General features: G+C 73.7%; 20 protein-coding genes. 5 read left to right on the top strand and 15 right to left on the bottom strand.

Annotated features, from left to right (window positions below; translation table 11 throughout):
* Window positions 1–676, top strand: a 676-nt coding sequence (locus tag Sru01_RS33315; RefSeq protein ID WP_203994296.1) for a pectate lyase family protein, incomplete at its 5' end; no start/stop codon positions are given.
* Between the two features lie 111 nt (window positions 677–787).
* On the opposite strand, the gene Sru01_RS33310 is transcribed toward Sru01_RS33315, so the two are convergent.
* Genes Sru01_RS33310 through Sru01_RS33300 form a run of 3 tightly spaced genes read right to left on the bottom strand, consistent with a single transcriptional unit; the run spans window position 788 to window position 4,389 of the window.
* Window positions 788–1,786, bottom strand: a complete 999-nt coding sequence (locus Sru01_RS33310; protein ID WP_203994293.1) for an ABC transporter permease — start codon at window positions 1,784–1,786, stop codon at window positions 788–790.
* Window positions 1,783–3,270, bottom strand: coding sequence for a sugar ABC transporter ATP-binding protein (locus tag Sru01_RS33305; protein ID WP_203994291.1), 1,488 nt, complete (start codon window positions 3,268–3,270; stop codon window positions 1,783–1,785). Before Sru01_RS33305 ends, Sru01_RS33310 begins: the two co-directional genes overlap by 4 nt.
* Before the next feature lie 54 nt (window positions 3,271–3,324).
* Window positions 3,325–4,389, bottom strand: a complete 1,065-nt coding sequence (locus Sru01_RS33300; RefSeq protein ID WP_203994289.1) for a sugar ABC transporter substrate-binding protein — start codon at window positions 4,387–4,389, stop codon at window positions 3,325–3,327.
* Window positions 4,390–4,828: 439 nt separating this feature from the next.
* On the opposite strand from Sru01_RS33300, the gene Sru01_RS33295 reads away from it, so the two are divergent.
* A complete protein-coding gene (locus Sru01_RS33295) occupies window positions 4,829–8,155 on the top strand; it encodes a glycosyl hydrolase family 95 catalytic domain-containing protein (protein WP_239138005.1) in 3,327 nt (1,108 codons plus the stop codon).
* Window positions 8,156–8,351: 196 nt separating this feature from the next.
* On the opposite strand, the gene Sru01_RS33285 is transcribed toward Sru01_RS33295, so the two are convergent.
* From Sru01_RS33285 to Sru01_RS33270, 4 genes are all read right to left on the bottom strand, one after another.
* Complete coding sequence (locus Sru01_RS33285) at window positions 8,352–9,359, bottom strand: pectate lyase family protein (RefSeq protein ID WP_203994287.1); 1,008 nt, start codon at window positions 9,357–9,359, stop codon at window positions 8,352–8,354.
* Window positions 9,360–9,432: 73 nt separating this feature from the next.
* Window positions 9,433–10,449, bottom strand: a complete 1,017-nt coding sequence (locus Sru01_RS33280; protein ID WP_203994285.1) for a pectate lyase family protein — start codon at window positions 10,447–10,449, stop codon at window positions 9,433–9,435.
* A 9-nt stretch (window positions 10,450–10,458) separates the two neighbouring features.
* Window positions 10,459–11,547, bottom strand: a complete 1,089-nt coding sequence (locus tag Sru01_RS33275; protein ID WP_203994283.1) for a pectate lyase family protein — start codon at window positions 11,545–11,547, stop codon at window positions 10,459–10,461.
* A gap of 591 nt (window positions 11,548–12,138) precedes the next feature.
* On the bottom strand, window positions 12,139–12,969 hold the full coding sequence (locus Sru01_RS33270) for a universal stress protein (protein ID WP_203994280.1): 831 nt from the start codon (window positions 12,967–12,969) through the stop codon (window positions 12,139–12,141).
* Window positions 12,970–13,131: 162 nt separating this feature from the next.
* Here Sru01_RS33270 and Sru01_RS33265 point away from each other — a divergent pair, with 162 nt between their 5' ends.
* Window positions 13,132–13,539 (top strand): pyridoxamine 5'-phosphate oxidase family protein, encoded by a 408-nt coding sequence (locus tag Sru01_RS33265; RefSeq protein ID WP_239138003.1) that lies wholly within the window; start codon window positions 13,132–13,134, stop codon window positions 13,537–13,539.
* Between the two features lie 128 nt (window positions 13,540–13,667).
* On the opposite strand, the gene Sru01_RS33260 is transcribed toward Sru01_RS33265, so the two are convergent.
* The 4 genes from Sru01_RS33260 to Sru01_RS33245 form a co-directional block, all read right to left on the bottom strand.
* Window positions 13,668–15,368, bottom strand: a complete 1,701-nt coding sequence (locus Sru01_RS33260; RefSeq protein WP_203994276.1) for a sensor histidine kinase — start codon at window positions 15,366–15,368, stop codon at window positions 13,668–13,670.
* A gap of 90 nt (window positions 15,369–15,458) precedes the next feature.
* A complete protein-coding gene (locus Sru01_RS33255) occupies window positions 15,459–16,271 on the bottom strand; it encodes a universal stress protein (RefSeq protein ID WP_203994274.1) in 813 nt (270 codons plus the stop codon).
* Window positions 16,272–16,367: 96 nt separating this feature from the next.
* On the bottom strand, window positions 16,368–17,069 hold the full coding sequence (locus tag Sru01_RS33250) for a CBS domain-containing protein (RefSeq protein ID WP_203994272.1): 702 nt from the start codon (window positions 17,067–17,069) through the stop codon (window positions 16,368–16,370).
* Between the two features lie 109 nt (window positions 17,070–17,178).
* Window positions 17,179–18,159: an Acg family FMN-binding oxidoreductase gene (locus Sru01_RS33245; protein ID WP_203994270.1), complete on the bottom strand. Its 981-nt coding sequence runs from the start codon at window positions 18,157–18,159 to the stop codon at window positions 17,179–17,181.
* Between the two features lie 207 nt (window positions 18,160–18,366).
* On the opposite strand from Sru01_RS33245, the gene Sru01_RS33240 reads away from it, so the two are divergent.
* A complete protein-coding gene (locus Sru01_RS33240; protein WP_239138001.1) occupies window positions 18,367–18,915 on the top strand; it encodes a hypothetical protein in 549 nt (182 codons plus the stop codon).
* A gap of 91 nt (window positions 18,916–19,006) precedes the next feature.
* Here the strand turns inward: Sru01_RS33240 and Sru01_RS33235 are convergent, their stop codons facing one another.
* Window positions 19,007–19,669 (bottom strand): response regulator, encoded by a 663-nt coding sequence (locus Sru01_RS33235; protein WP_203994267.1) that lies wholly within the window; start codon window positions 19,667–19,669, stop codon window positions 19,007–19,009.
* Between the two features lie 279 nt (window positions 19,670–19,948).
* Between Sru01_RS33235 and gdhA the strand changes: the two genes are divergently transcribed.
* A complete protein-coding gene (gene gdhA, locus Sru01_RS33230; RefSeq protein WP_203994264.1) occupies window positions 19,949–21,292 on the top strand; it encodes an NADP-specific glutamate dehydrogenase in 1,344 nt (447 codons plus the stop codon).
* A 92-nt stretch (window positions 21,293–21,384) separates the two neighbouring features.
* On the opposite strand, the gene hutI is transcribed toward gdhA, so the two are convergent.
* The 3 genes from hutI to Sru01_RS33215 are packed head-to-tail and all read right to left on the bottom strand — an operon-like array spanning window position 21,385 to window position 25,180.
* Complete coding sequence (gene hutI, locus Sru01_RS33225) at window positions 21,385–22,581, bottom strand: imidazolonepropionase (RefSeq protein WP_203994261.1); 1,197 nt, start codon at window positions 22,579–22,581, stop codon at window positions 21,385–21,387.
* 35 nt (window positions 22,582–22,616) lie between these two features.
* Complete coding sequence (locus Sru01_RS33220) at window positions 22,617–23,954, bottom strand: formimidoylglutamate deiminase (protein WP_373869562.1); 1,338 nt, start codon at window positions 23,952–23,954, stop codon at window positions 22,617–22,619.
* Window positions 23,945–25,180 (bottom strand): allantoate amidohydrolase, encoded by a 1,236-nt coding sequence (locus Sru01_RS33215; RefSeq protein ID WP_239137996.1) that lies wholly within the window; start codon window positions 25,178–25,180, stop codon window positions 23,945–23,947. Before Sru01_RS33215 ends, Sru01_RS33220 begins: the two co-directional genes overlap by 10 nt.
* Between the last annotated feature and the right edge of the window lie 26 nt (window positions 25,181–25,206).

The raw sequence follows: 25,206 nt of genomic DNA, 5'->3' as shown, positions 1-25,206 counted from the left end.
CAAGAACGGCCAGATCGTCAACGGCGGGTTCAACCTCAACAACGTCAGCAACATCATCATCCGCAACCTGCAGATCCGCGACACCCGGATGGCCGACGACGACCCGGACGACAAGGAATACGACTACGACGGCATCCAGATGGACACCTCGCACCACGTCTGGATCGACCACAACTACATCGTGCGGATGAACGACGGCCTGATCGACAGCCGTAAGGACACCTCCTACCTGACCGTGTCCTGGAACGTCATCGCCGAGGGGCACAAGGCGTTCGGCATCGGCTGGACCGACAACACCACCGCGCGGATCACGATCCACCACAACTGGATCCACCACAACGACGTGCGCAACCCCAGCACCGACAACGTCGCCTACGCGCACCTCTACAACAACTACATGCAGAACATCACCGGCTACGGCAACTACTCGCGCGGCCACACCAAGATGGTGATCGAGAACACCTACTACGAGAACGTCAAGGACCCCTACTACCGCGACGACACCGCCGAGATCCGGCAGAGCGGCAGCATCTGCGTGAGCTGCAGCGGGCAGCGGGAGACCGGCGGCTCGGCCTTCACCCCGTCGAGCTTCTACTCCTACCGCCTGGACCCGGCATCCGAAGTGCCGGGCCTGCTGCGCACCTACGCGGGCCCGCAGGCCCCGATCGGCCTGTAGGGTTCCAGCCGCCGTAACCGGCCACCGCCCCGTCGACCACCCCGAATGCCCCGGCAGCTTGCGTGCCGGGGCATTCGCCGTGCGATATCCCGCAATTCTGAGTCCAGCCGGTCAGTCCTGCGCCTTTCCGCTGGTGAGCCGGGCCATGACCAGGGCGAGCAGGATGATCGCGCCGTAGATGGCCTGGATCCACTGCGCGGACACGCCGGCCAGGGTCAGGATGTTGTTGATCAGTCCGAGTACGAGCACGCCGCACAGGCCGCCGAACAGCGTGCCCTTGCCACCGTCCATGCTGACCCCGCCGATGACCGCGGCCGCGAACACGGTGAAGATCATGCCGTTGCCCTGGTCGGCCGCCACCGAGCCGAGCCGGCCGGTCATCAGCAGGCCGGCCAGTGCGGCGAGCAGCCCGCCGATCACGAACACCGTCCAGAGCACCCGGTCGGTCCGGACGCCGGCGGCACGGGCCGCGTCCGCGTTGCCACCGATGGCGTAGATCGACCGGCCGTGCCGGAAGTAGCCGAGCACGGCGATGCCGGCCGCGAAGAGCACCCCGCAGATCCAGATGGACGCGGGCAGGCCCAGCCAGCGGGCGTTGCCCAGGTACAAGAACGACTCGGGCAGCTCGAACAGGTTCTGCCCGCCGGTGAGCCCGACCTGCAGGCCGCGCAGCACGATGAGCATGCCGAGTGTCACGATGAACGCCGACAGCCGGAACCGTACGATCAGCATGCCGTTGAAGGCGCCGATCAGCCCGCCGGTCAGCAGGCAGAGCGGGATCGCCGTCCAGACGGGCAGCTCGGCGCCCAGGCCGTCGGCGGTGGCGGGAATGACCAGCCCGACCGCCAGGGCCGGGGCGAGGCCGACGGTGGACTCCAGCGACAGGTCGAACCGTCCGGCGATCAGGATGATCGCCTCGGCGAGCACCAGCAGCGACAGCTCGGTCTGCTGCTGGAGCACGTTGACGATGTTGTCCCGGCTGAGGAAGGCCGGGTCGATCAGCGCCCCCACCAGGACCAGCAGCGCGATGGCCGGCAGCAGGGCCAGGTCACGCAGCCTCGCCGGCCGGACGGTGGGGGCGGGCGTCACCGCGCCCGTCGAGGTGGTCATCGGGTGTCGACACCTTCCATCACGGCCACGAGTTCGGCCTCCGCCCACCCCCGTGGCATCTCCTTCACGATCCGGCCGTGGAACATCACTAGCACCCGGTCACAGATCCGCAGGTCCGCCGGCTCGTCGGAGACCAGGACGGCGCCGGCGCCCCGGGCGACGGCGTCCTCCACCGCCGCCAGCAGGACCTGCTTGGACTTCACGTCCACTCCCACCGTCGGGTTGATCACGACCAGCGCCTTCGGGTCATCGGCGAGCGCCCGCGCCATCACGACCTTCTGCGCGTTGCCTCCCGACAGCTCCCCGACCGCCTGTTCAGGCCCGGACGCCTTGATCGCCAGGCTCTCGATCATGCGTTCCGCCCTGGCCCGCCGACCGGCCGGCGAGACGACGCCGAACCGGCCGAGCTTGTGCGCGATCGGCAGCGTGCCGTTCTCGGCGATCGACAGCAGTGGCACGAAGCCCTCCTGGTGGCGGTCGCGCGGCACGAACCCGAGGCCGGCCCGCAGCGCCGCGGTCACGTCGCCGGGCCGGAGGACGGTGCCGTTCACGGTCACCGTCCCGGTGTCGGCCCGGCGCAGCCCGACGAGGGTCTCGGCCAGACCGACCTTCCCGCTGGCGCCCGAGCCGGCCAGGCCGACGACCTCCCCGGCCCGGACCGCCAGGTCCACCTCCTGGTACCGCCCGGCCAGGCTCAGCCCGGCCGCCGCCAGCACGACGGGGGCGGCCGGGTCCGGTGCGCGTTCGCCCGCCCGGTACCCCTGGGCGGCCTCGCCGGTCATCGCGGCGACCAGCTCATCGTGCGGCAGACCGGCGACCGGGGCGGAGATCACGTGCCGGGCGTCCCGGTAGACCGTGACGGTCTGGCAGATCTCGTACACCTCGTCCAGGTGGTGGGAGATGAACAGCATCGTCACGCCCTGCTCGCGCAGCGCCCGCATCCGCTCGAACAGCCGCTCGATGGCCGGGCCGTCGAGCTGCGCGGTCGGCTCGTCCAGGATGATGAACCGCGCCCCGAACGACAGGGCCCGGGCGATCTCCACGAGCTGCCGCTGCTCGACCGACAGCTCGCCCGCGACCGTGCGGGCGTCCACGTCCAGGCCGTACTGCGCGAGCAGCCCGGCCGCGCGGTCGCGCAGGGACCGCCACCGGATGGGACCCCGGCCCGCCTGGCGGTTGAGGAACAGGTTCTCCGCCACGGTGAGGGTGGGGATCACGGTGGACTTCTGGTAGACGCAGGCGACCCGGCGGCGCCAGGCGTCCCGGTCGGCGATGGGCGGGGCGGGTTCCCCGCCGAAGCGCACCTCGCCCCCGTCCGGTGGCTGCAGGCCGGTGATGATCGACACCAGCGTCGACTTGCCGGCCCCGTTCCGCCCGACCAGCGCATGCGTCTCTCCCTCGGCGATGGAGATGCCGACGCCGCTCAGCGCGACTGTGGGACCGAACCGCTTGGTGATGTCCCGGGCCTCTACGGCGATGCTCATTCACTCAACTCCGTCCGGCGGGGCGCACGGCCCCGCCGCCTCGACCGTCACCCGTCACTTGCCGACCTGGTTGCCCCACAGCCCGGGGTCGTCGACGTTGTCCTTGGTCACCAGCGGGGCCTTGAGCTGGTCCTCCAGCCGGCCGCCGCCGACGTCGACGATCGTGCTGTCGTGGTCGGTCGGCCCGGGGGCGAAGGTCTTGCCGTCGATCGCGGCCTTGGCGTAGTACACGCCGTACTTCGCGTACAGGTCGGCGGGCTGGGACAGCGTCGCGTCGATGTGACCGTCCCGGATCGCCTTCAGCTCCTGCGGGATGCCGTCGTTGGACACGATGAAGATGTGCTCGGGGTCGTCCGGGCCGGCCAGCAACCCCTTGGTCTTGAGCACCTGCAGCGTCGGGGCGAGGAAGACGCCGCCGGCCTGCATATAGATCCCCTTGATGTCCGGGTGCTGTGTCAGCCGGGTCTGCAGCGCGGCCGCCGCCTTGGGCCCCTCCCACTCGGTGGGCTCCTCGAACACGGTGATCCCGGGGTAGTCGGTCTTCATGCACTCGGCGAACGCCTCCGACCGGTCGCGGCCGTTGACCGAGGACAGCGAGCCCTGGAACTCGATGACCTTGCCTTTCCCGCCGAGCTTCTCGCCGAGGAACTTGCACGCCTCGCTGCCGTAGAGCCGGTTGTCGGTACGCACCACCATGAAGGTGTCGCCCTTGTCCGGCCGGGTGTCCACCGTGACGACCGGGATCTTCCGGTCGGCGAGCTGCCGCAGGGTGTTCGCGACGGCACCGGTGTCCTGCGGGGCCATCACCACGGCCTTCGCCCCCTGGCTCACCAGGGCCTGGACGTTGGCCACCAGCTTGGCCACGTCGTTCTGCGAGTTGGTCGGCGGCATCAGGTCGGCGCCGAGTTCCTTGGCCTGCTTCGGTACGTATTTGGCATAGGAGTTCCAGAAATCGGAGTCCGCGCGGGGCAGGTCCACCGCGATCTTGCCACCACCCGCCGTGGCGCCCCCCGCCGCCGATCCACCGCCGCCGGACGGGGCATCGCCGGAGCCGCAGGCGGCGAGCGAGCACGCCAGGGCGAGCGCGACCGCACCCGAGCCGGTCGTACGCAATCTCATGTTGTCCCTCGATTCGACACAGGGCGAGAAGGGTGTCAGGGGCGGCCAGGGACGGTGCCCGGCTTCCTCAGGTGACCCGGTCTGAGGCACCACGCCGGACCGGCCGAGCCGGTGGCCGCATCACTCCGCACCCCTGCCATACATCCGATGTTTTGTCTTCCGGATGCTGATCCCTGGCCGGTTGGAGTGTCAATGGTTTCGTTCGATACACCTCCGATCTGTTATCGGGCCAGCGCATGGATTGAGGCGGACGACACCAGCGATCAGCGCCATTTGTGCAGCAAGAGGCCGAATCGCCGCTGCCACTCCGCCGGCAACCCTGGCCAGCAGCCAGACAGACATCGGATCTACTTCTTGTGACAGGTGAACTTGAGTGCTATCTCCTTATGTCGAGATCACCCCCCCTGTGCTCGGAGGACTTGTGGTGCACCCCCCGTTCTTGCGACGTCTCCCAGCCGTTGTCGCGGCCGTCCTCACCCTCGCCGCGGGCCTCGGCCCACCCGGCACGGCCGCCGCCGAACCGGCCGGCCCGGCGGACACTCCCGACGACCTCACCCTCTGGTACGACAAGCCGGCCACCGATTGGGAGACCCAGGCCCTGCCCATCGGCAACGGCCCGCTGGGCGCCAAGATCTTCGGCGGCGTCGCCACCGAGCAGATCCAGTTCAACGAGAAGACCCTGTGGACCGGCGGCCCCGGCTCGCCGGGCTACGATCACGGTGACTGGAAGGCGCCGCGACCGGGCGCCATCGCCGAGGTCCGGCGGCAGATCGACCGCGATGGCAAGATGGCACCGGGCGAGGTGGCGGCCAGGCTGGGTCAGCCCAAGACCGGCTTCGGCGCCTACCAGACCTTCGGCGACCTTTTCCTGGACGTCCCGGACGCACCGCGGAATCCCACCGGCTACCGGCGGGAGCTCAGCCTGCGCGAGGCGGTGGCCCGGGTCGGCTACACCGCCGACGGCGTCCGATACTCCCGCGAGTACTTCGCCGGCCACCCCGGCAACTTGATCGTCGGCCGGCTCGCCGCCGACCAGGACGGCAAGGTGTCCTTCACCCTGCGCCACACCTCGCCGCGCAACGACAAGACCGTCACCGCGTCCGGCGGCCGGCTGACCATCCGCGGCGCCCTGGCGGACAACAAGATGAGGTTCGAGGCCCAGGTCCAGGTGATCAACCAGGGCGGCACCCGCACCGACGCCCAGGACAGGATCACCGTCAGCGGCGCCGACAGCGCGGTGTTCGTGCTGTCGGCCGGCACCGACTACTCCGACGAGTACCCGGCCTATCGCGGGGACGACCCGCACGCCAAGGTGACCGCCGCCGTCGACGCCGCGGCCGGCCAGGGTTACGAACGGCTCAAGCAGGCGCACCTGGCCGACTACCGCGGCCTGTTCGACCGGGTGAAGCTGGACATCGGCCAGCGCGCCCCGGCGATCCCGACCGACCGGCTGCGCCGCGCCTACACCGGCGGCGGCTCGGCCGACGACCGGGCGCTGGAGGCGCTGATGTTCGCCTACGGCCGCTACCTGCTGATCTCCTGCTCCCGCGAGGACGAGCTGCTGCCGGCCAACCTGCAGGGCGTGTGGAACAACTCCACCAGCCCGCCCTGGTCGGCCGACTATCACGTCAACATCAACCTGCAGATGAACTACTGGCTCGCCGAGCAGACGAACCTCGACGAGACCACCCGGCCCTACGACCGGTACGTCTCGGCCATGGTCGCGCCGGGCACGAAGACCGCTCGCGACATGTACGGCGCCCGGGGCTGGGTGGTCAACAACGAGACCAACCCGTTCGGCTTCACCGGCGTGCACAACTACCCCAGCTCGTTCTGGTTCCCCGAAGCCGCCGCCTGGACCACCCGGCACCTGTACGACCGGTACCTCTTCACCGGTGATGTGCGCTACCTGCGGGAGACCGCCTACCCGGTGATCAAGGGGGCCGCCGAGTTCTGGCTGGACTTCCTGCACACCGACCCGCGCGACGGCCGCCTCGTCGTCTCCCCCGGCTACTCCCCCGAGCACGGCGACTTCTCCGCCGGCGCCGCCATGTCCCAGCAGATCGTGCACGAGGTGTTCACCAACGCGCTGGCCGCCGCCAGAAGGCTCGGGGTGGACCCCGAGTTCCAGGCGGAGGTGAAAGCGAAGCTCGACCGGCTCGACCCGGGCATCCGGATCGGCTCCTGGGGCCAGCTCCAGGAATGGAAGAGCGACTGGGACTCCCGGACCGACCAGCACCGGCACGTCTCGCACCTGTACGCGCTGCACCCCGGCGACCAGATCGTCGCGGGCACGCCCGAAGCCGAGGCCGCGAAGGTCTCGCTCACGGCCCGCGGCGACGGCGGCACCGGCTGGAGCAAGGCATGGAAGATCAACTTCTGGGCCCGGCTGCTCGACGGCGACCACGCGCTGAAGATGCTCAGCGAGCAGATCAAGAGTTCCACCCTGGACAACCTCTGGGACACCCACCCCCCGTTCCAGATCGACGGAAACTTCGGCGCGACCTCCGGGGTGGCGGAGATGCTGGTGCAGAGCCAGCACGGTTACGTGCACGTGCTGCCGGCGCTCCCGTCGTCGTGGAAGGACGGCTCGGTCTCCGGGCTGCGCGCCCGGGGCGACGTGACCGTCGACGCCACCTGGAAGGCCGGCGCCGCCGACACGATCACCGTGCATCCGGGCCGGACCGGGCCGATCACGGTGAAGTCCGGGTTCATCGCCGGGCGCTACCGCGTGTACGACGAGAAGGGCCACGAGGTCGGCCCGCACCGCGCCGGGGACACCCTGACCTGGAACGCCACGGCCGGCAAGGCGTACACCGTGCAGAACGAGGCCGCGGTCACCATCACCGCGCCGGCCACCGCGGAGCCGGGACTCTCCTTCCCGGTCGAGGTCGCGGTGACCGCCACCCGCAGGCGGGCGGTGCCCGCCTCCGACGTGACGCTCACCCTCCCCAAGGGCTGGACGGCGGTCCCCGCCAAGGTCCACCTGCCGGCGGCCGCACCCGGCGGGACGCGGACCGCGTCGTTCACGGTCACCGGCGGGCCGGCCGACGGCACCCGGAGCGCGCGGGTCACCGCCACGGTGACCGGGGCCGGCTGGACCGGCGGCGCCTCGGCCACCGTGGCGATGAACCCCTGCGCCATCCCCGCCGCCGACCGGCCGCTGGTCGCCTGGGACCCCGCGGCCGGCGGCACGGTGACCGACGCCTCGGGGAACGGCCGGGACGCGACGGTCGTGGCCGGCGCCGCCTATGACGGCACCGCGCCGAGCGGCAGCGGGCTGGTGCTGTCCGGCGCCACCTACCTGACGACGAAGGACACCACCCTGGGCCAGCTGCCCGAGGCCACCTTCGCCGCCGAGGTCAAGGTCGGGGGCGGCGGTTACCGCCGGCTGTTCGACTCCCAGCCCTCTGGTGACCCCGGCACCGACGGCGTCATCATCGACCTGACGCCGTGGAACACGCTGCGCTTCATCGGGGCCGGCATGAACGTGGGGATCGACACCACGATCCCGGTGGACCGCTGGATCGACCTGGTCGTCACGCTGGCCCGGGACGGGGCCATCGACGTCTACGTCGACGGCGCCCGGGTGGCCGGTGCCCAGGCGACCGGCGACGGCATCACCGGTTGCACCGCCCGGCCGCTGCGCTTCGCCGCCGACCAGGACGGCGGCCAGCGGCTGTCCGGCGCGGTGGACCGGATGGCGATCTTCGCCAGGAGGCTGCCGGCGGACCAGGTGCGGAGCTGGCGCGACCTGGCGTTCTGACGCCGGGTCGCGCCGAACCGGGAGGCTCCGGGGCCCCACACCCGGAGCCTCCCGCGCGGGACGGCGCGGGACGGGACGGCGCGGTGGCCAGGCGCATCCGGCCGTGGCGCGGACGGCGTCCGCCGGGACGCCGCGCCGTGCCCGCCGTACCCGGCCCGGGCGTCCGGTCCCGGGCCCGGGGTCACCCGGTGGAAGGTCAGGGCCCCCACTGGGCGCCGATGCCGGCGCCGGCCCGCACCGCGGCCGGCACCGTCGACGGGGCGTCGACGGTGTAGGAGTAGTAGGTGCGCGGCTCCACCACCGTGCCGGAGGTCTCCGGGGCGCCGGAGTTCACGAACACGTTGTTCCGCGCCACCGCGCGGCCGGGGCCGCTGTCGGCGTACCCGCTCGCCGAATACAGCGGGTGGGGCACGTTCTCGAAGTAGTTGCCCTCCACCAGCACGCCGGCGTTCTCGGTGGAGGCGATGCCGTACAGCGCGTTGTTCAGGTAATAGTTGTTGAAGACGTGCACCGGCTCGCCGAAGCGGACACGCGGGTGCCGCTGCCGGCTGTTGTCGAAGAAATTGTGGTGGATCGTCACCTTCAGGTGGCCGGTGTCGGTGGACCCGGCCCCGTCGGAGTGGCTGATCAGCATGCTCTTGTCGCTGTGGTCGAAGTGGTTCCACGACACGGTGACGTAGTCGGCGGCGCGCACGATGTCCACCGACCCGTCGATGGCGCCGGAGAAGGTGCAGTGGTCGACCCAGATGTGGTGCGACTCCTGGCCGATGTTGACCGCGTCGTCCTCGGCGTTCGTGAACCGGATGTTGCGCACGATCACGTTGGAGGACCGGTAGAAGTCCAGGCCGCCGCCGGTGATGTGCCCGGAGGTGCCGATCCCGATGACGGTCTTGTTCGGCCGCACGCCCTGCTTGCTGATGATGGCGAACGTCCGGTTCACCTGGATGGTCAGGGTCTCCTTGCTGTCGATGAGGTCCAGGAACTCGTCGGCGGTGGCCGGGGTGACGACCCGGCCGCCCGCGCCGCCGGTGGTGCCGTTCAGCCCGAGCGCGTTGACCGAGGCGAATCCGACCGGGGTGCCGATGGCGGCCGCCCGGGCGGGCGCGGCCCGGCCGACGAGGGCGGCGCCGGCCGCGGTGGCCGCGGCGCCGGCGAGGAACGCCCGCCGCCCGAGTTCGGCGCGGCCGGAGGAGGCGTTGATCATTGACGGTGCCTTTCGTGAGGAGGGGGACCGGGCCGCCGCCGGCCGTTCCGGCCGGGCGGCGGCACGGGGCGGCTCAGATCCGGCCGACGCCGGCGCCGGCCTCGACGATGGCGGGGACGTTCGCCGCGGGGTCCAGCGGGTAGGAGTAGTAGGTCCGCGGTTCCACCACGGTGCCCGCCGTCTGCGGCGTGCCGGAGTTGTCGTAGATGTTGTTCCGCTCCACCACCCGGCCGGGGCCGCTCTTGTCGTAGCCGACATAGATGGGGTGCGCGACGTCACGGAAGTAGTTGCCCTCGACCAGCACGCCGGCGTTCATGGTGGAGGCCACCCCGTACAGCGCGTTGCCCCGGTAGTAGTTGTTGTAGACGTGCACCGGCTCGGCGAAGCGCACCCGCGGGTGCCGCTGGTCGGTGCCGTCGAAGAAGTTGTGGTGGTAGGTGACCCGCAGCTTGCCGATGTCGGCGGTGTAGGTGTCGGAGTGGCCGAGCAGCGCGGTCTTGCTGTGGTCGTGGAAGCGGTTCCAGGAGACCGTGACGTAGTCCGACTCGCGCTTGATGTCGAGCAGGCCGTCGTAGCCGTCCGACAGGTCGTTGTGGTCGATCCACACGTGGTGCGCCTTGTTGGTGACGCTGATGGAGTCGTCGGAGGCGCCGGTGAACCTGATGTTGCGGATGATCACGTTGTTGCCCGGCCGGGTGGTGGACCCCAGTTGCAGGCCGCCGCCGGTGATCTCCGCGGTGGAGCCCACGCCGAGGACGCTCTTGTTCGCGACCACGGTGATCATGCCGCTGATCTGGATGCGCCCGGAGACCATGATGATGTAGGGGGTGTTGCGGCCGGCGTAGTACGCCAGGTCGGTGCCGTTGGTCACCGTGACCACCGGGCCGCCCAGGCCGCCGGTGGTGCCGTTCTGGCCGAGCGCGTTCACCGAGGCGAACCCGGTGGGCGAGCTCTCGGCCACCGCCAGGGCAGGCCGGGCCGGCACGGCGCCGGTGGCGAGCGCGGCCCCGGCCGGCATGGCGAGTGCGGCGGCGAGGGCGATGGTGAGGGCGGCGGCCGGTATCCGGCGCCGGGAGCGGAGGGTCGTCATCGGGGCCCCTCAGATCTTTCCGACGCCGGCACCGGCGGGGACGATGGCCGGCACGCTCGAGGCGGGGTCGGCCGAGTAGGGGTAGATGGTGCGCGGCTCGGTCACCGTGCCCCGGGTCTCGATGGGGTGGTTGCAGTCGACCAGGATGTTGCCGCGCTCCACCATCCGGCCGAGCGGGCCGCTGAAGTCCACCCGGCCGGGGTTGTTGACGCTGTAGAAGTAGTTGTTCTCCGCGAGGATCCCCGAGTCATTGGTCGAGGCGATCCCGTAACTGTTGTCGCGGTAGTAGTTGTTGTAGACGTGCACCAGCGGCGAGAACCGCACCCGCGGGTTGCGCTGGTCGGAGCCGTCGAAGTAGTTGTGGTGGTAGGTCACCCGCAGCCGGCCGATGTCCTGCGCGCCGTTGTCGTCATCGTGCCCGAGCAGCAACGTCTTGTCGTGGTCGTGGAAGCGGTTCCAGGAGACCGTGACGTAGTCCGAGCCGCGCTTGATGTCGACGGCGCCGTCGTCGCCGTTGGACAGGTCGTTGTGGTCGATCCAGATGTGGTGGCTGAACATCTGCACGTTGATCAGGTCGTCGGTGGCGCCGGTGATCGTCAGGTTGCGGATGATGATGTTGTGCACCGCGTCCGCGGGCGGGGTGGTGACGTCGTCGTCCACCGGCAGGCCGATGTTCAGGCCGCCGCCGACCAGCGCCGCGCCCGCGCCGAGGCCGATGATGGTCTTGTCGGAGGTGACGTCGTGCATGCCGTCGGAGTCACCGGTCGGCAGCGTGATCCGGCCGCTGACCTGGATGACGTACCGGCCGGGCCGGGCGATGTAGTCGAGGAACTGCGCGGTGGTGGTGGCGGTGACCACCGGGCCGCCGGCGCCACCGGTGGTGCCGTTCTGGCCCAGGGCGTTGACGGCGGCGAACCCGATCATGGCGTTCACCGGGTCGGCGGCCCGCGCGGACGGCAGGGCGGCCCGCGCCGGGGCGGGCGCGGCGAGCAGGGCGTCCGCGCCCAGCAGTACGGCCGCCAGCGCCGTGGTGACGCGGGCGGCGCGGCGCGGCGGGCCGGGAGCGGCGGGCAGGACGGAAGGGTCGGCGATTCGCATGGTCACTCCGCTTTCCGTGCCCGCCCGGCGGCGGCGGAGGGCGTGGCCGGTCCGGGGCGGGCGACGAGCAACAGGGTTCGGGCGGCCGGCGGCCGCGGGGGCAGGGCGGGACCGCCGGAAGGCCGGCCGGGCGCCGCGACGTCGCGGGCGCCTTTCGCCGGACGGCGCAAGGAAAAGGCGGGACCGGCCGGCGGTGGAATAGCCCTGCGGCGCATTCCACCATCCCGCTCCCCTTGGCACCGTAATGGGTGTTTATCGGGACATCGGCAGTAAAGTCAGCGTTTCCGGTCCTGTCAATGACCATGAAGGCGGGCGAAGTGGGCACCCTCAGCGCCCGTCACCTGCACCGGGACCCGCTGGAAATACGCCTTACCGGGAGACCGGCCGCCACCCGGCCCGGAAATCGGCCGTCGCGCGGCGGCGCCGCTGGAAAACCGCTGGACGTCGTTCGCACTCGTGAACGCCTTCCGGTACATGAACGCGTTCTGCCGGCTGAACACCGCTAAAGTGACTGCTTCCGTTCACATGGACGAACGTTTTCAGATATATGAATTCCCGGCGGACCGCCGAGGTGAAAGTTTCATCCGCCGGTCAGCCCGGCGCCGGTTCGCGGACCACGGCGACCGGACACTCGGCGTGGTGCAGCAGCCCCTGGCCGACCGAGCCGAGCAGCCGGGCCCGCAGGCCGCCGCTCCCCCGGTGGCCGATCACGATCAGCCGGGGATCGTGCTCGCCGGCCAGCAGGGCGGCCAGCGGCCGGTCCGGGACCACCTGCGCGACGATCGGCACCGCGGGCCGCGATCTGCGCCGCCACATCTCCACCAGCTCGGCCAGCACATGCTCCCCGTCGCCCTGCCCGTCACCGGCCGCGTGCACCGCGCGCACCGGCAGGCCGTGCCGGTGCGCGGCGTGCACGGCGAACTCCATCACCGCGGCGGCGCCCGCCGTGCCGTCGATGCCCGCCACCACGCTGCCCGGTCCGGCCGGACTCCGCCGGTCGCCGGTGCCGCCGGCCGGCGCGCGCACCGCGACCACCGGGCAGCCGGCGTGCGCGACGGCGTACGACATCACCGACCGGTGCAGCAGGCCGGCCACCGCCCCCGGTCGCGAGCGGCCGACGACCAGCAGCACCGCGTCCAGCGACATGCCCACCAGCTCCTCGCCGGCGTCGCCGCGCAGCAGCACCGGGCGCACCTCGTGGCCGGGCAGCAGCCGCTCGGCCAGCCGCACCCCCTCCGCCAGCCGGCGTCCCGCCAGGTGCTCCTCGCCCATGACGGCCGCCGCCAGCGCGGCGGACGGGCCGTCCCAGACCTGGCAGACCAGCAGCCCGGCGCGCCGCACCCGCGATTCGCGGGCCGCCCAGGCCAGCGCGGCCCGGCTGTGCGCCGAGCCGTCGAAGGCCACCAGCACGTGCCTGCCCATCACCGGCCCTCGCCCGCCGGCCGACGCCCCGCCGCCACCCCGTTCATGGCCGGGACCCTCGCCGCCGGACGCGGTCCCGACACCTCGCGAACGGTAAACGGCGCGGAAAGAATGGGACTTTCGCCCCTTACCTGGGCACTTCCCGCCCGGCACGCTGGGGTGGTGCGAACGGATCCGGCCGGCCTGCGGGAACTCACCCTGGACGAGTGCATGGCGCTGCTCGCCGGTGCCCCGCTGGGCCGGATCGTCTACACCGACCGGGCGCTGCCCGCGGTGCAGCCGGTGCTCTTCCACCTGGACGGCGGCGCGGTCGTCATCCGCACCTCGGCGGGCTCGGCGCTGGCCGCCGCGGTCCAGGACACGGTGGTCGCCTTCGAGGTCGACGAGGTGGACGCCCGCACCCGCACCGGCTGGTCGGTCACTGCCGTCGGGCACGCGCGCGTGGTGGACGACCCCGCTGAGACGGCCCGGCTGGACCTGCTGCCGCTGCGGCGCTGGGCGCCCGCCGGGCACGAACGGTTCATCCTGCTCCGCCTGGAGCGGCTCACCGGCCGCCGCATCGCCCCCTGAGCCGTACGAGCCGCGCGAGCCGCGCGAGCCGCGCGAGTCGATGAGCCCGCACGCGCCGCGCGAGGCAGATGAGCCGCACCCCGCGAGCGCGGCCAGAACGGCGTGGGGAGGAGGCGCCGGCGGCGGGATCAGGGCAGTGGCACCGACCAGGTGAGCCGGGTGCCGCCACCGGGCGGCACCTCGGTCTCGAAGGCACCGCCGAGCCGCTCGGCCCGTTCCCGCATGTTGCGCAGGCCGCTGCGCCGGCCGCCCGCCGGGATGCCCGAGCCGTCGTCGGTGACGACCAGGGTGAGCGTCCCGCCGTCGGTACGGGCGGACACCTCGGCACGGCCGGCGCCGGAGTGGCGGACGATGTTGGACAGCGCCTCGCGCAGCACGGCGAGCAGGTGGCCGGCGATCTCCTCGGGGACCTGGTTGTCCAGCTGTCCCTCCATCGACAGCCCGGGCATGAAGCCCAGGTGCCCGCGGGCCCCCTCGACCAGCTCGACGATGCCGGCGCGCAGGCCGGGCGGCCCGGCCTCGCGGGGCGTCTGCAGCGCGAAGATGGTGGACCGGATCTGCCGGATGGTGTTGTCCAGCTCGTCGATGGCGCTCTGCAGCCGGGTGGAGGCCTCGGGCCGCTCGACCAGCCGGACGGTGCCCATCAGCGTCATGGCGACGGCGAACAGCCGCTGGATGACCACGTCGTGCAGGTCCTTGGCGATGCGGTCGCGGTCCTCCAGCAGGCCGAGCCGCTCGGCGTCCCGGCGGGTCTCGGCCAGTTCCAGGGCCAGCGCGGCCTGGCCGGCGAAGGCGTGCAGGGTGCGCAGCTCGGCGTGGCCGAAGGGCGGCCGGCCATGGCGCTTGCCCAGCGACAGCACCCCGCGCACCGTGTCGCCGGCGCCGATCGGGACCGCCGCCACCGCCCCCATCGCCAACTCCTCGGCGAAGACGGCGGTCACCTCGCCGCCCACCGGGTCGGCCACCATGACCGGCTCGCCGCCGGCGTACGCCCGGCCCTCGATGGACGCGCCGACCGGCACCGGTCCGGCGGTGAGCGGGCCGGGGCCCGGGCCGTCCTCGATGGCCACCCGCAGCGTCCCGCCCTCCTCGCCGGGCAGCAGCACCGCGACCGCGTCGGCGTCGGCCATCTCGCGGGCGCGCCGGGCCATGAGGTCGAGCACCTCCCCCGGCTCGGCACCGGACAGCAGGCGGGTGGTGACCTCCGAGGACGCCTCCAGCCAGGTCTCCCGGCGCCGGGTCTCCTCGTACAGGCGGGCGTTCTCGATCGCCACGCCGGCCGCGGTGGCCAGCGCGACCACGATCGCCTCGTCCTCCTCGTCGAACTCGCCGCCGCCGCGCTTCTCGGTCAGGTACAGGTTGCCGAACACCTCGTCGCGGACCCGGACCGGCACGCCGAGGAAGCCGCCCATCGGCGGGTGACCGGGCGGGAACCCGTACGACTCGGGGTGATCGGAGATGTGCGCCAGGCGCAGCGTGCGCGGATCCTTGATCAGCAGGCCGAGCAGGCCCAGGCCGTGCGGCCAGTGCTCGATCCTGGCGATCTCCTCCTCGCTCAGCCCGACCGGGACGAACTGGATGAGGGTGCGATCCTCCCCGATCACCCCCATCGCGCCGTAGCTGGCGTCGACCAGCGTGGTGGCCGTCTCGACGATCCGCCGCAGCACCGTCTCCAGGTCGAGGTCGCTGCCGACCGAGACCACCGCCTCCAGCAGGGCGTGCACCCGGTCGCGGGTGGCCAGCACCGCCTCCAGCCGGACCTGGAGTTCCGACAGCAGCTCGTCCAGCCGCATCTGGGGAATAAGGGAGGGCTCCTCGTTCTCCGCCATAACCGGGAGTCTGGCATCCCGGCCGCGCGGTGCCCACCCCGCTCCCCCACCCGGCCGCGGCCGGTCGTTCCCGGCCGGTCGGCGGGCGGGTCAGTCCCGGCCGGTCGGCACGATCACCACCGGGCAGGTGGCGTGATGCAGCAGGGCGTGGCTCACCGAGCCGAGCAGCAGGCCGGTGCCCGCGCCGCGGCCCCGGGAACCGGCGACCAGCAGCTCGGCGCCGCCGGACGCCCCTAGCAGCACCTCGACCGGGTGCCCGGCGATCGCCCGCTCGGTGACCTTGACGTCGGGGTGGCGCTCGCGCGCGCCGGCCAGCGCCGCCGCCGGCAGGTCGCCGGTCCGCCCGGGGCCGGGCCGGGCGTCCGCGGCGTGCACCGCCAGCAGCGCGACCCGCCGCCGCGCCGCCTCCTCGAAGGCGAACGCGATCGCCGGCCCGGTCCCGGGGGCGCCGTCGACGGCCAGCACGATCTCCGGGCGCGGCGGCGCCGGCGGGGTGCGCACGACGGCCACCGGGCAGCCGGCGCGCCCGGCCACCCCGAGCGCGACCGAGCCGAGCAGCAGGCCCCGGAAGCCGCCCAGCCCGTGGTTGCCGACCGCGAGCAGCTCGGCCGGGGCGGCGGCCTCCACCAGGGCGGTCCGGGGGTCGCCGGGCAGCCGGGCGGTGGTGACCTCGGCGGCCGGCGCGGCGGCCCGCGTCTGCTCCAGCGCGCCGGCCAGCACCTGGTCGGCGCCGTCGCGCATCCAGCGGGCCACCTCCTGGTAGGGGCCGCCGGCGTCCTCGCAGGCCCAGGCGGGCATGGCGTGCGCCAGCAGCAGCGGCGTCCCGCGCAGTTCCGCTTCGGCGGCCGCCCACCGCGCCGCGGCCAGCCCGGCCGCCGAACCGTCCACTCCCGCGACGATCACGGTGCGCTCCTCCCGGCAGGTTCCTCCATCGTCCCGGCCCGGCGGGCAAGGCCGTCCCAACGGCGGTCCAGGATCGAGGTCATGGGCGGGCGCCGGTCAGCGGCCGTCCCAGTCGGGGGTGTCGTCCTCCTCGTAGCCGATCTCGTTGAGGACGCCGACCACGCCGTTGACCCGGCCGGCCAGCCGGGCGGCGATCTCCGCCTCGCTGCGCCGCCGCATCCGCCCGCCCAGGGTGACCACGCCGCGGCGGGTGGTCACGGTGACGGCGCCGGTGTCCACCCACAGGCCGCGGCGCAGGACGTCCTCGCGCACCTCGGCGGAGATCTCCTCGTCGGAGCGGGCGAACACCTTCAGCAGGTCGTGCCGGCTGACCATGCCGACCGGCCGCTCGGCGTCGTCGGTCACCGGCAGCCGCCGCACCCCGTGCTGGTGCATCAGCCGGGCCGCGGCCACGACGGTGGTGTACGGCTTGGCGGTGAAGGCGGGCGAGGTCATCAGGTCCCCGGCGGTGTCGCCGGCCGCGCGGTCCCCGCGCTCGTGCCACGGGCCGCCGACCTGGTCGCGCAGCCGGGCGCGCAGCGGCGGGCGGTAGCCCTCGCGGTAGTACTGCTCGCGGAACTCCTCCTTGCGCAGCAGGTCCGCCTCCGACACCACGCCGACGACCCGGCCGGCGTCGTCGACCACCGGCACCGCGCTCACCTCGCGGGCGATCAGCAGCTCGGCGACGTCCTTGAAGGGGGCGTCCCGGTGCACCGACGCCACGTCGGCGGTCATCACGTCCCGCACGTTCATCTGCATGGCGGCTCCTTCCGCTCGCGCCGCGGCGGGGACGCCGGCGGCCTGCCCCTCCAGCCAATCCGGGGTTCTACCTGGGGCAAAGAAGGACTAGGTCCCGATGGCCCGGGCCTTACGTCCCGTTGGCGGCGAGCTCGGCGGGCGGGCGGCGCGGCGCCCGGGGCACCTCCGGGCCGTACCCCAGCCGAATGATCATCTGGGGGTGGCCGCGGCGGTGGCGGGGATCGGTGTGCCGGCGCAGGTCGCGCAGATCGAGCGGCTGGTTGAGGAACGAGGCCGAGACGCCGTGCGCGGTGGCGACCAGCAGGACGCGCTGCAGGGCCTGCCCGGCGCGCAGCCAGTCGACCGGCCGGTCCCCCGGCGTGGTCAGCACCGCCAGGTGCGGCCGGGCCTCGAACGGCACCGGCGGGCGGTCGGGGTGGCGGCCGAAGTCGCGTACCGGGGCCGGCTCCCCGGCCGGCCGCGGCCCGAGGACATGGGCGGGCAGCCCGTCGTGGCGGGCGCCGCGCATCGTCCAGGCCCGCAGCTCGGCGAGGTAGTCGCGGTCGCGGGCCAGCTCGTCCTCGGCGATGGCGACGCACTCCAGGAGCTCCCCGCCGCCGTGCCGGCCCGGCACGACCAGGAAGGCGCCCTCCCGGGAGGCGGCGATGCGCAGGTCGGCCAGCACCCAGGGCGGCAGCGGCCGGTCGGCGAACGGCTCGCGGTTGGTGCGCCGGCGGCCGATGGCCGCGTACAGCTCCCGCTCGGCCTCGGTGGCCGGCACCGCCTCGCCCGGCCGTACGACCGCCAGCAGGTCCGGGGTCTCCGGCTCTCCGGGTGCCAGCCGCACCAGCGGCCGCCGGCCGGCCACGCTCACCGCCAGCCGCAGGTTGAACAGCGCCGCGCCGCAGCTCACGTGCAGGGAACGCCCGCGCGGGTCGGCGACGCGCAGCCGCCGGTCCCGGTCGGCCAGCAGCTCGACCGCGTGACCGCGCGCCACGCGATCGCGCACGGCGCGCAGGCGCCACGGCTGGGTGTTGTGCACCGACGGCGCCTGGCCCGCGGCGGCCAGCAGCCGGCGGAACCCGAGATCGGTGGCGGCGGTGACGGGCATGACGCGCCTCCTTCAGGGATGGTCCTGCTCCCGAGGCTGCTGCGCCCGGCCGGGGTCGGGGCAGTGCCGAAGGTCCCACGCGGGCCGGGCAGTACGGCCGGCGGGGCCGAGCCGTCCGGCACTGCACCACGATCGGCGAAAACGATGTCATGGAGTCGCAAAGGAAAACACGAACCCCCGATCCCCCCACACTGAAAGGGTCCGGCCATGGCCACCATCGAAGCGCGTCACGACCACGGCACCAACCCCCACACCCCCGTCGCGCAGGACGCCGGCCCGGCCCGTTACGTCTGGGCGGCGGCCCGGATCACCATCGGCTTCGTCTTCCTGTGGGCCTTCCTGGACAAGACCTTCGGCTGGGGCTTCGCCACCCCCGCCAAGAAGGCCTGGCTGGAGGGCGGCAGCCCGACCACCGGCTTCCTGAAGGGCACCGGCGAGAACGCCCTCGGCGGGTTCTTCGGCGGCCTGGCCGGCCAGCCCTGGGTCGACTGGCTGTTCATGCTCGGCCTGCTCGGCATCGGCGCCGCGCTCATCGCGGGCGCCGGGATGCGGATCGCCGCCATCACCGGCGGGCTGCTGCTGGTCCTGATGTGGGCGGCCGAACTGCCGCTGGCCAACAACCCGGTGATCGACGAGCACATCGTCTACGCCATCGTCCTGGCCGGACTCGCCCTGGCCGGCGCCGGCGACACCCTGGGCCTGGGCAAGTGGTGGGGCGCCACCCCGATCGTCCGGCGCTACCCCATCCTCAAGTAACCGCCCCGCGCCCGCCCCGCACGCCCGCTCCTCACCGCGAGGGGCGGGCGGCGGCGTTTCCGCGTCCGGCGCGGTGGCGCCGTTGCCCCGGTCAGCCCTCGCGGCGGCGGCGGCCCTCGGCGTCGTCGGCCTTCAGCCGGGCGGCCAGCGCCGCCACCTGGGTGCGGCGCTGCATGTTGAGCTTGCCCAGCAGGTTGGACACGTAGTTCTTCACCGTCTTCTCGGCCAGGAACAGCCGCTCGCCGATCTGCCGGTTGGTCAGCCCCTCGCCGATCAGTTCCAGGATGTGCCGCTCCTGGTCGGTGAGCGCGGCCAGCGGGTCCTTGTGCCCGGCCTGCTCGCGCAGCCGGTGCAGCATGGTCGCGGTGGTCCGCGGGTCCAGCAGCGACTCGCCGCGCGCCACGGTGCGCACCGCGCCGACCAGGTCCGAGCCGTGGATCTGCTTGAGCACGTACCCGGCCGCCCCGGCCATCACCGCGTCGAACAGCGCCTCCTCGTCGGCGAACGAGGTCAGCATCAGGCAGGCCAGCTCCGGGGTCCGCGAGCGGACCTCCCGGCACACCTCCACCCCGCTGCCGTCGGGCAGCCGCACGTCGAGCACCGCGACGTCCGGGCGCAGCGCGGGGATGCGGGCCACGGCGGACTCGGCGGTGCCGGCCTCACCGATCACCTCGATGTCGTCCTCGGCCTCCAGCAGCGCCGCCACGCCGCGCCGCACCACTTCGTGGTCGTCCAGCAGGAACACGCGAATCATGCCTTGGACGGTAGCCCGCACCGGCCCGGTCGCGGTAGTCCGCCACGTCGGCCGTCCTTCGCCGCGGGCCCCGCGGCCCGCCGGGCGGGCGCGGTCAGGGGTACCGATCCGGGTCCCGCCCGCACGTATCCTCGGGCACAGGACGGGATGGCTCCTCCGGCCCCGCAGCGGACGGCCCGCCGGACACGCCAGGCCGCGGCGGGTGAACCACCGGGCCGGGCGCCGCGTACCCGTAGGGTGAACGCGGGGAGTGATCCCCCGAGCACGAGGGGATGATCGATGCCGCACGACACGCTGGGCGCCGTCTACCAGGACATCCTGCGCCGCAATCCGGGCGAGGCGGAGTTCCACCAGGCCGTCCGCGAGGTGCTGGAGAGCATCGCGCCGGTGGTCGACCGGCACCCCGAGTACGCCGAGTCGCGGATCATCGAGCGGATCTGCGAGCCGGAGCGGCAGATCATCTTCCGGGTGCCGTGGGAGGACGACCGGGGCCGGGTGCACGTCAACCGCGGCTTCCGGGTGGAGTTCAACAGCGCGCTCGGCCCCTACAAGGGCGGGCTGCGCTTCCACCCGTCGGTGTACCTGGGCATCGTGAAGTTCCTGGGCTTCGAGCAGATCTTCAAGAACGGCCTCACCGGGCTGCCCATCGGCGGCGGCAAGGGCGGCGCGGACTTCGACCCCAAGGGCCGGTCCGCCCGCGAGGTCATGCGCTTCTGCCAGAGCTTCATGACCGAGCTGCACCGGCACATCGGCGAGCACACCGACGTGCCGGCCGGCGACATCGGGGTCGGCCAGCGCGAGATCGGCTACCTGTTCGGCCAGTACAAGCGGATCACCAACCGCTACGAGTCCGGCGTCATCACCGGCAAGGGCCTGGCCTACGGCGGCGCGCAGGTGCGCACCGAGGCCACCGGCTACGGGTGCGCGTTCTTCGTGGAGGAGATGCTGCGGGCGCGCGGCACGTCCTTCGACGGCCGGCGGGTCGTGGTCTCCGGGTCCGGCAACGTCGCCGTCTACACCATCGAGAAGATCCAGCAGCTCGGCGGCACGGTCGTCGCCTGCTCCGACTCCTCGGGCTACGTGGTGGACGAGAAGGGCATCGACCTGGACCTGCTCAAGGAGATCAAGCAGGTGGAGCGGGCCCGGCTGGACGTCTACGCGGCCCGGCGCGGCGCCGACGCGGTGCACGTCCCCGGCGGCGGGGTGTGGTCGGTGCCGTGCGAAGTCGCGATGCCGTCGGCCACCCAGAACGAGATCACCGGCGCGGACGCCGAGGCGCTGGTCCGCTCCGGGTGCGTCGCGGTCGGCGAGGGCGCCAACATGCCGGCCACCCCCGAGGCGGTCCGGGTGTTCCGGCAGGCGGGCGTGGCGTTCGCGCCGGGCAAGGCGGCCAACGCCGGCGGCGTGGCGACCAGCGCGCTGGAGATGCAGCAGAACGCCAGCCGCGACTCCTGGACCTTCGCCCACTCCGAGGACCGGCTGCGGGAGATCATGATCGGCATTCACGCCCGCTGCCTGGCGGCCGCCGACGAGTACGGCGTGCCGGGCGACTACGTGGCCGGCGCCAACATCGAGGGCTTCCGCCGGGTGGCCGACGCCATGCTCGCCCTGGGCCTGATCTGAAAGGCCTGCCTGATCTGGCCGCCCGGTCTGAACCGCCCGGTCTGAACCGCCCGGTCTGAACCGCCCGGTCTGAGCGCCTGAGCGGGGCGGCCTCAGCGGGACGGCGGCTCCGCGCCCGCGGCCGGGACGCCGGCCCGCCAGACGGCGGCGACCAGCGGCACCCCGGGCCGGTAGGCGAGATGGACGTGCGAAGGCGCGTCCAGCAGCACGACGTCGGCCCGCGCCCCCGGCGACAGCCGGCCGACATCGGTGCGGCGCAGCGCGCGGGCGCCGCCCATGGTGGCCGCCCACACCGCCTCGTCGGGGGTCATCCGCATCTCCCGGACGGCCAGCGCGATACAGAACGGCATGCTGGTGGTGTAGCTGGAGCCGGGGTTGCAGTCGGCGGCCAGCGCGACGGTCGCCCCGGCGTCCAGCAGCCGGCGCGCGTCCGGATAGGGCGAGCGGGTGGAGAACTCGGCGCCGGGCAGCAGGGTGGCCACGGTGCCGCCGGAGGCCAGCGCGTCCACGTCGGCGGCGGTCAGGTGGGTGAGGTGGTCGGCGGACGCCGCACCGAGTTCGACCGCGACCGCGACGCCCGGGCCGGCCTGCAGCTGCCCGGCGTGCACCCGCGGCACCAGCCCGCGCTCGCGGCCGGCGGCCAGGATCGCCCGGGTCTGGTCGCCGTCGAAGGCGCCCCGGTCGCAGAAGACGTCGATCCACCGGGCGTGCGGGGCGCACGCGTCCAGCATCGGGCCGCACACCAGGTCCACGTAGTCGTCCGGGCGGCCGGCGTACTCCGGCGGGACGACGTGCGCGCCGAGGAAGGTGACCTCCTCGGTGTGCTCGCCGGCGACGCGCAGGCAGCGGGCCTCGTCCGGCACGGTGAGGCCGTACCCGGACTTGCACTCCACGGTGGTGGTGCCCGAGCACAGCGCCTCGGCGACCAGCCGGCGCACCCCGGCGCGCAGCGTGTCGTCGCTCGCGGCGCGGGTGGCCTCGACGGTGGTGCGGATGCCGCCGGCGCTGTAGGGGCGGCCGGCCATCCGGGCGGCGAACTCGGCGGCCCGGTCGCCGGCGAACACCAGGTGGGCGTGGCTGTCCACGAACCCGGGCAGCACGGCGCGGCCGGCGGCGTCGAACCGCTCGCGCGCGGCGCCCTGCGGCACCCGCGACCGGGGCCCGGCCCAGGTCACCCGGCCGTCCTCGACGACCAGCGCCGCGTCCGGCACCACGCCGAGCGGCCCGGAACCGAGTGCGGGGTCGTTGGTCACCAGCGAGCCGATGCCGTCGATGAGCAGCGAGGTCATGGCACTTCCTGTCCTCGGGGTCTCGGGAGGGCCGGTCAGGTGACGGCCGCGATGGCGGCGCCCAGCGCGGCGGGCACGTCGGGGACGAGCAGGTGGCGGCCGCCGGAGACGATCCGCCGGCCGCCGGCCACGACCTCACGCACGTCGGCGGCCACCGCGGCGAAGACCGCGGCCTCCAGCAGCGCGCCGTCCGGGGCGCCCGCGGCGCGTACGGTGTCCAGGGCGACGGTGACCAGGTCGGCGGGGGCACCCGGCTCGATGCGCCCGGCCTCCGGCCAGCCGAGGGCGGCGTGCCCGGCCGAGGTGGCGGCGCGCAGCAGGGCGGCGGCGTCGAAGTGGCCGCGCCGCCGGCCGGCCAGCCGCTCGTGCATCTCGACGCCGCGGGCCTCCTCCCATAGGTCGACGACGGCGTGGCTGTCGCTGCCCAGGCACAGCGGCGACCCGGCGGCGGCCAGCTCGCCGGCCGGGCCGATGCCGTCGGCCAGGTCGCGCTCGGTCGTCGGGCACAGGCAGACGGCGGTGCCCGACCGGCCGAGCAGCGCGATGTCGGCGCCGGTCAGGTGGGTGGCGTGCACCGCGGTGGCCGCCGGGCCGAGGGCGCCGTGCTCGGCGAGCAGCCCGGCCGGGGTACGGCCGTAGGCCGACAGGCAGGCCTCGTTCTCGGCCGGCTGCTCCGACAGGTGGAAGTGCAGCGGCGCGCCGTGCTCGCCCGCCCAGCCGGCGACCACGGCGATCTCCTCGGGCGGCACCGCGCGCACCGAGTGGATCGCCGCGCCGTACCGGGCGTGCCCGGTGGCCGGTGGCGGGCCGGCCCGCTCGGCCCAGGCGGCGGCGTCCCGGTCGCCGAAGCGCAGCTGCGGCCCCGACAGCGGCATGCCGAAACCGCCGCGCAGGTAGCAGGTGTCCAGCACGGTGATGCGGATCCCCGCCTCGGCCGCCGCGGCGACCAGCGCCTCGCCCATGACGCGCGGCTCGGCGTAGCGCCGGCCGCCGGTGTCGTGGTGCAGGTAGTGGAACTCCCCGACGCAGGTCACCCCGGCCAGCGCCATCTCGGCGTAGGCGGCCCGGGCCAGGGCGTGGTAGGTGTCGGGCGTCAGCCGCGCGGCCACGTCGTACATCTGCCGGCGCCAGGTCCAGAAGGTGCCGCGCTCGCGCTGGGTGCGGGCGCGCAGCGCCCGGTGGAAGGCGTGGGAGTGGGCGTTGGCGAGACCCGGCACGGTGAGGCCGCGCAGGTGGACGGCGCCGGGGGGCGGCGCGGCCACCCCGGCCCGGACCGCGGTGATCACCCCGCTGCCGGTCTCGACCACCACTCCGGCCTCGGCGCGCTCGCCGCCGAGCCAGGCGTGGTCGGCGTGGTAGGTGGTCACCGGCACGCCAGATCCGCGAGGACCGCGGCGAGGGCGGCGACCCCGGCCAGGCAGTCGCCGGTCTCGGCGTGCTCGGCGGGGCTGTGGCTGACGCCGGTGGGGTTGCGCACGAACAGCATCGCGCTCGGCACGTGCGCGGCGAGCACCCCGGCGTCGTGACCGGCACCGGTGGCCAGCACCGGGACCTCGCCGAGCACGCCGCGGATCCGGTCGCGCAGCTCGCCGCCGAACTCCACCGGCGGGGTGACCGACTCGGCGGCGACCTCCACCCGCACCCGGTGCTCGGCGGCGGCGGCGCGAGCCGCGGCGGTGACGCCGTCCACGATGGCGGTGAGGGTGGCGGTGTCCGGGGCGCGGGCGTCCAGCCAGGCGTCCACCCGGGACGGGACGGCGTTGGTGGCGCCCGGCTCGATGCGGGCCCGGCCGAAGGTGGCCAGGCCGCCGTGCCGCCGGGCGGCCTCCCGGGCGGCGAGCACCGTGGCGGCGAACGGCAGCGCCGGGTCGCGTCGGTCGGCCAGCCGGGTGGTGCCGGCGTGGTCGGCCGCGCCGTGGAAGGCGTACCGCCACCGGCCGTGTGGCCAGATCGCGCTCGCCACGCCGACCGGCGCGCCGAGGCCGGCCAGGCCGCGCCCCTGCTCGACGTGCAGCTCGACGAAGGCCCCGACGCGCTCCAGCGCCTGCTCGTCGCGGCCGATGGCCGCCGGGTCGGCGGCGGCGCCGCGCATCGCCTCGGCCAGGGTCACCCCGCCGGCGTCGCGCAGGCCACGGGCCTGCTCGGGGTCCAGGGAGCCGGTGAGCAGCCGGCTGCCGACGCAGGCCACCCCGAAGCGGGCGCCCTCCTCGTCGGCGAAGTCCACCACGGCGATCGGCCGGGCCGGCTCGACGCCGCGGGCGCGCAGCAGGTCGACGGCCAGGAAGGCCGACACCACGCCGAGCGGGCCGTCGAAGGCGCCGCCGCCGGGCACGCTGTCCAGGTGGCTGCCGGTGACGACCGCGCCGGGGCCGGGGCGGCCCCACCAGGCCCACAGGTTGCCGTTACGGTCGCGCTCGCACGACATGCCGCGCAGCTGGGCCTGGTTCTGGAACCAGCCGCGCAGCGCCAGGTCCACCGGCGTCCAGGCGAACCGGTGGTACCCCTCGGCCCCGCGGTCGCCGATCTTCGCCAGCGCCGCCCAGGTGCGTTCGAAGGGCTCGCGCGGCGCCCGTGGCCGGTCATCCACCCGTTCCGTCACAGTGCCCCACCGTACCGGGCGGTCCC

The sequence above is a fragment of the Sphaerisporangium rufum genome (genome assembly GCF_016863395.1).
In the GTDB taxonomy this organism is placed as follows: domain Bacteria; phylum Actinomycetota; class Actinomycetes; order Streptosporangiales; family Streptosporangiaceae; genus Sphaerisporangium; species Sphaerisporangium rufum.
The sequence above is the reverse complement of the archived record's forward strand: the minus strand, read 5'-3'. Positions and strand labels throughout refer to the sequence as shown.

Coding starts and splice junctions, on each gene's coding strand:
- Sru01_RS33300 (WP_203994289.1), bottom strand. CDS start 4,389: ATGAGATTGCGTACGACCGGCTCGGGTGCGGTCGCGCTCGCCCTGGCG.
- Sru01_RS33280 (WP_203994285.1), bottom strand. CDS start 10,449: ATGACGACCCTCCGCTCCCGGCGCCGGATACCGGCCGCCGCCCTCACC.
- Sru01_RS33245 (WP_203994270.1), bottom strand. CDS start 18,159: ATGCCCGTCACCGCCGCCACCGATCTCGGGTTCCGCCGGCTGCTGGCC.
- Sru01_RS33310 (WP_203994293.1), bottom strand. CDS start 1,786: ATGACCACCTCGACGGGCGCGGTGACGCCCGCCCCCACCGTCCGGCCG.
- Sru01_RS33270 (WP_203994280.1), bottom strand. CDS start 12,969: ATGGGCAGGCACGTGCTGGTGGCCTTCGACGGCTCGGCGCACAGCCGG.
- hutI (WP_203994261.1), bottom strand. CDS start 22,581: ATGACCTCGCTGCTCATCGACGGCATCGGCTCGCTGGTGACCAACGAC.
- gdhA (WP_203994264.1), top strand. CDS start 19,949: ATGCCGCACGACACGCTGGGCGCCGTCTACCAGGACATCCTGCGCCGC.
- Sru01_RS33260 (WP_203994276.1), bottom strand. CDS start 15,368: ATGGCGGAGAACGAGGAGCCCTCCCTTATTCCCCAGATGCGGCTGGAC.
- Sru01_RS33235 (WP_203994267.1), bottom strand. CDS start 19,669: ATGATTCGCGTGTTCCTGCTGGACGACCACGAAGTGGTGCGGCGCGGC.
- Sru01_RS33250 (WP_203994272.1), bottom strand. CDS start 17,069: ATGCAGATGAACGTGCGGGACGTGATGACCGCCGACGTGGCGTCGGTG.
- Sru01_RS33305 (WP_203994291.1), bottom strand. CDS start 3,270: ATGAGCATCGCCGTAGAGGCCCGGGACATCACCAAGCGGTTCGGTCCC.
- Sru01_RS33240 (WP_239138001.1), top strand. CDS start 18,367: ATGGCCACCATCGAAGCGCGTCACGACCACGGCACCAACCCCCACACC.
- Sru01_RS33275 (WP_203994283.1), bottom strand. CDS start 11,547: ATGCGAATCGCCGACCCTTCCGTCCTGCCCGCCGCTCCCGGCCCGCCG.
- Sru01_RS33285 (WP_203994287.1), bottom strand. CDS start 9,359: ATGATCAACGCCTCCTCCGGCCGCGCCGAACTCGGGCGGCGGGCGTTC.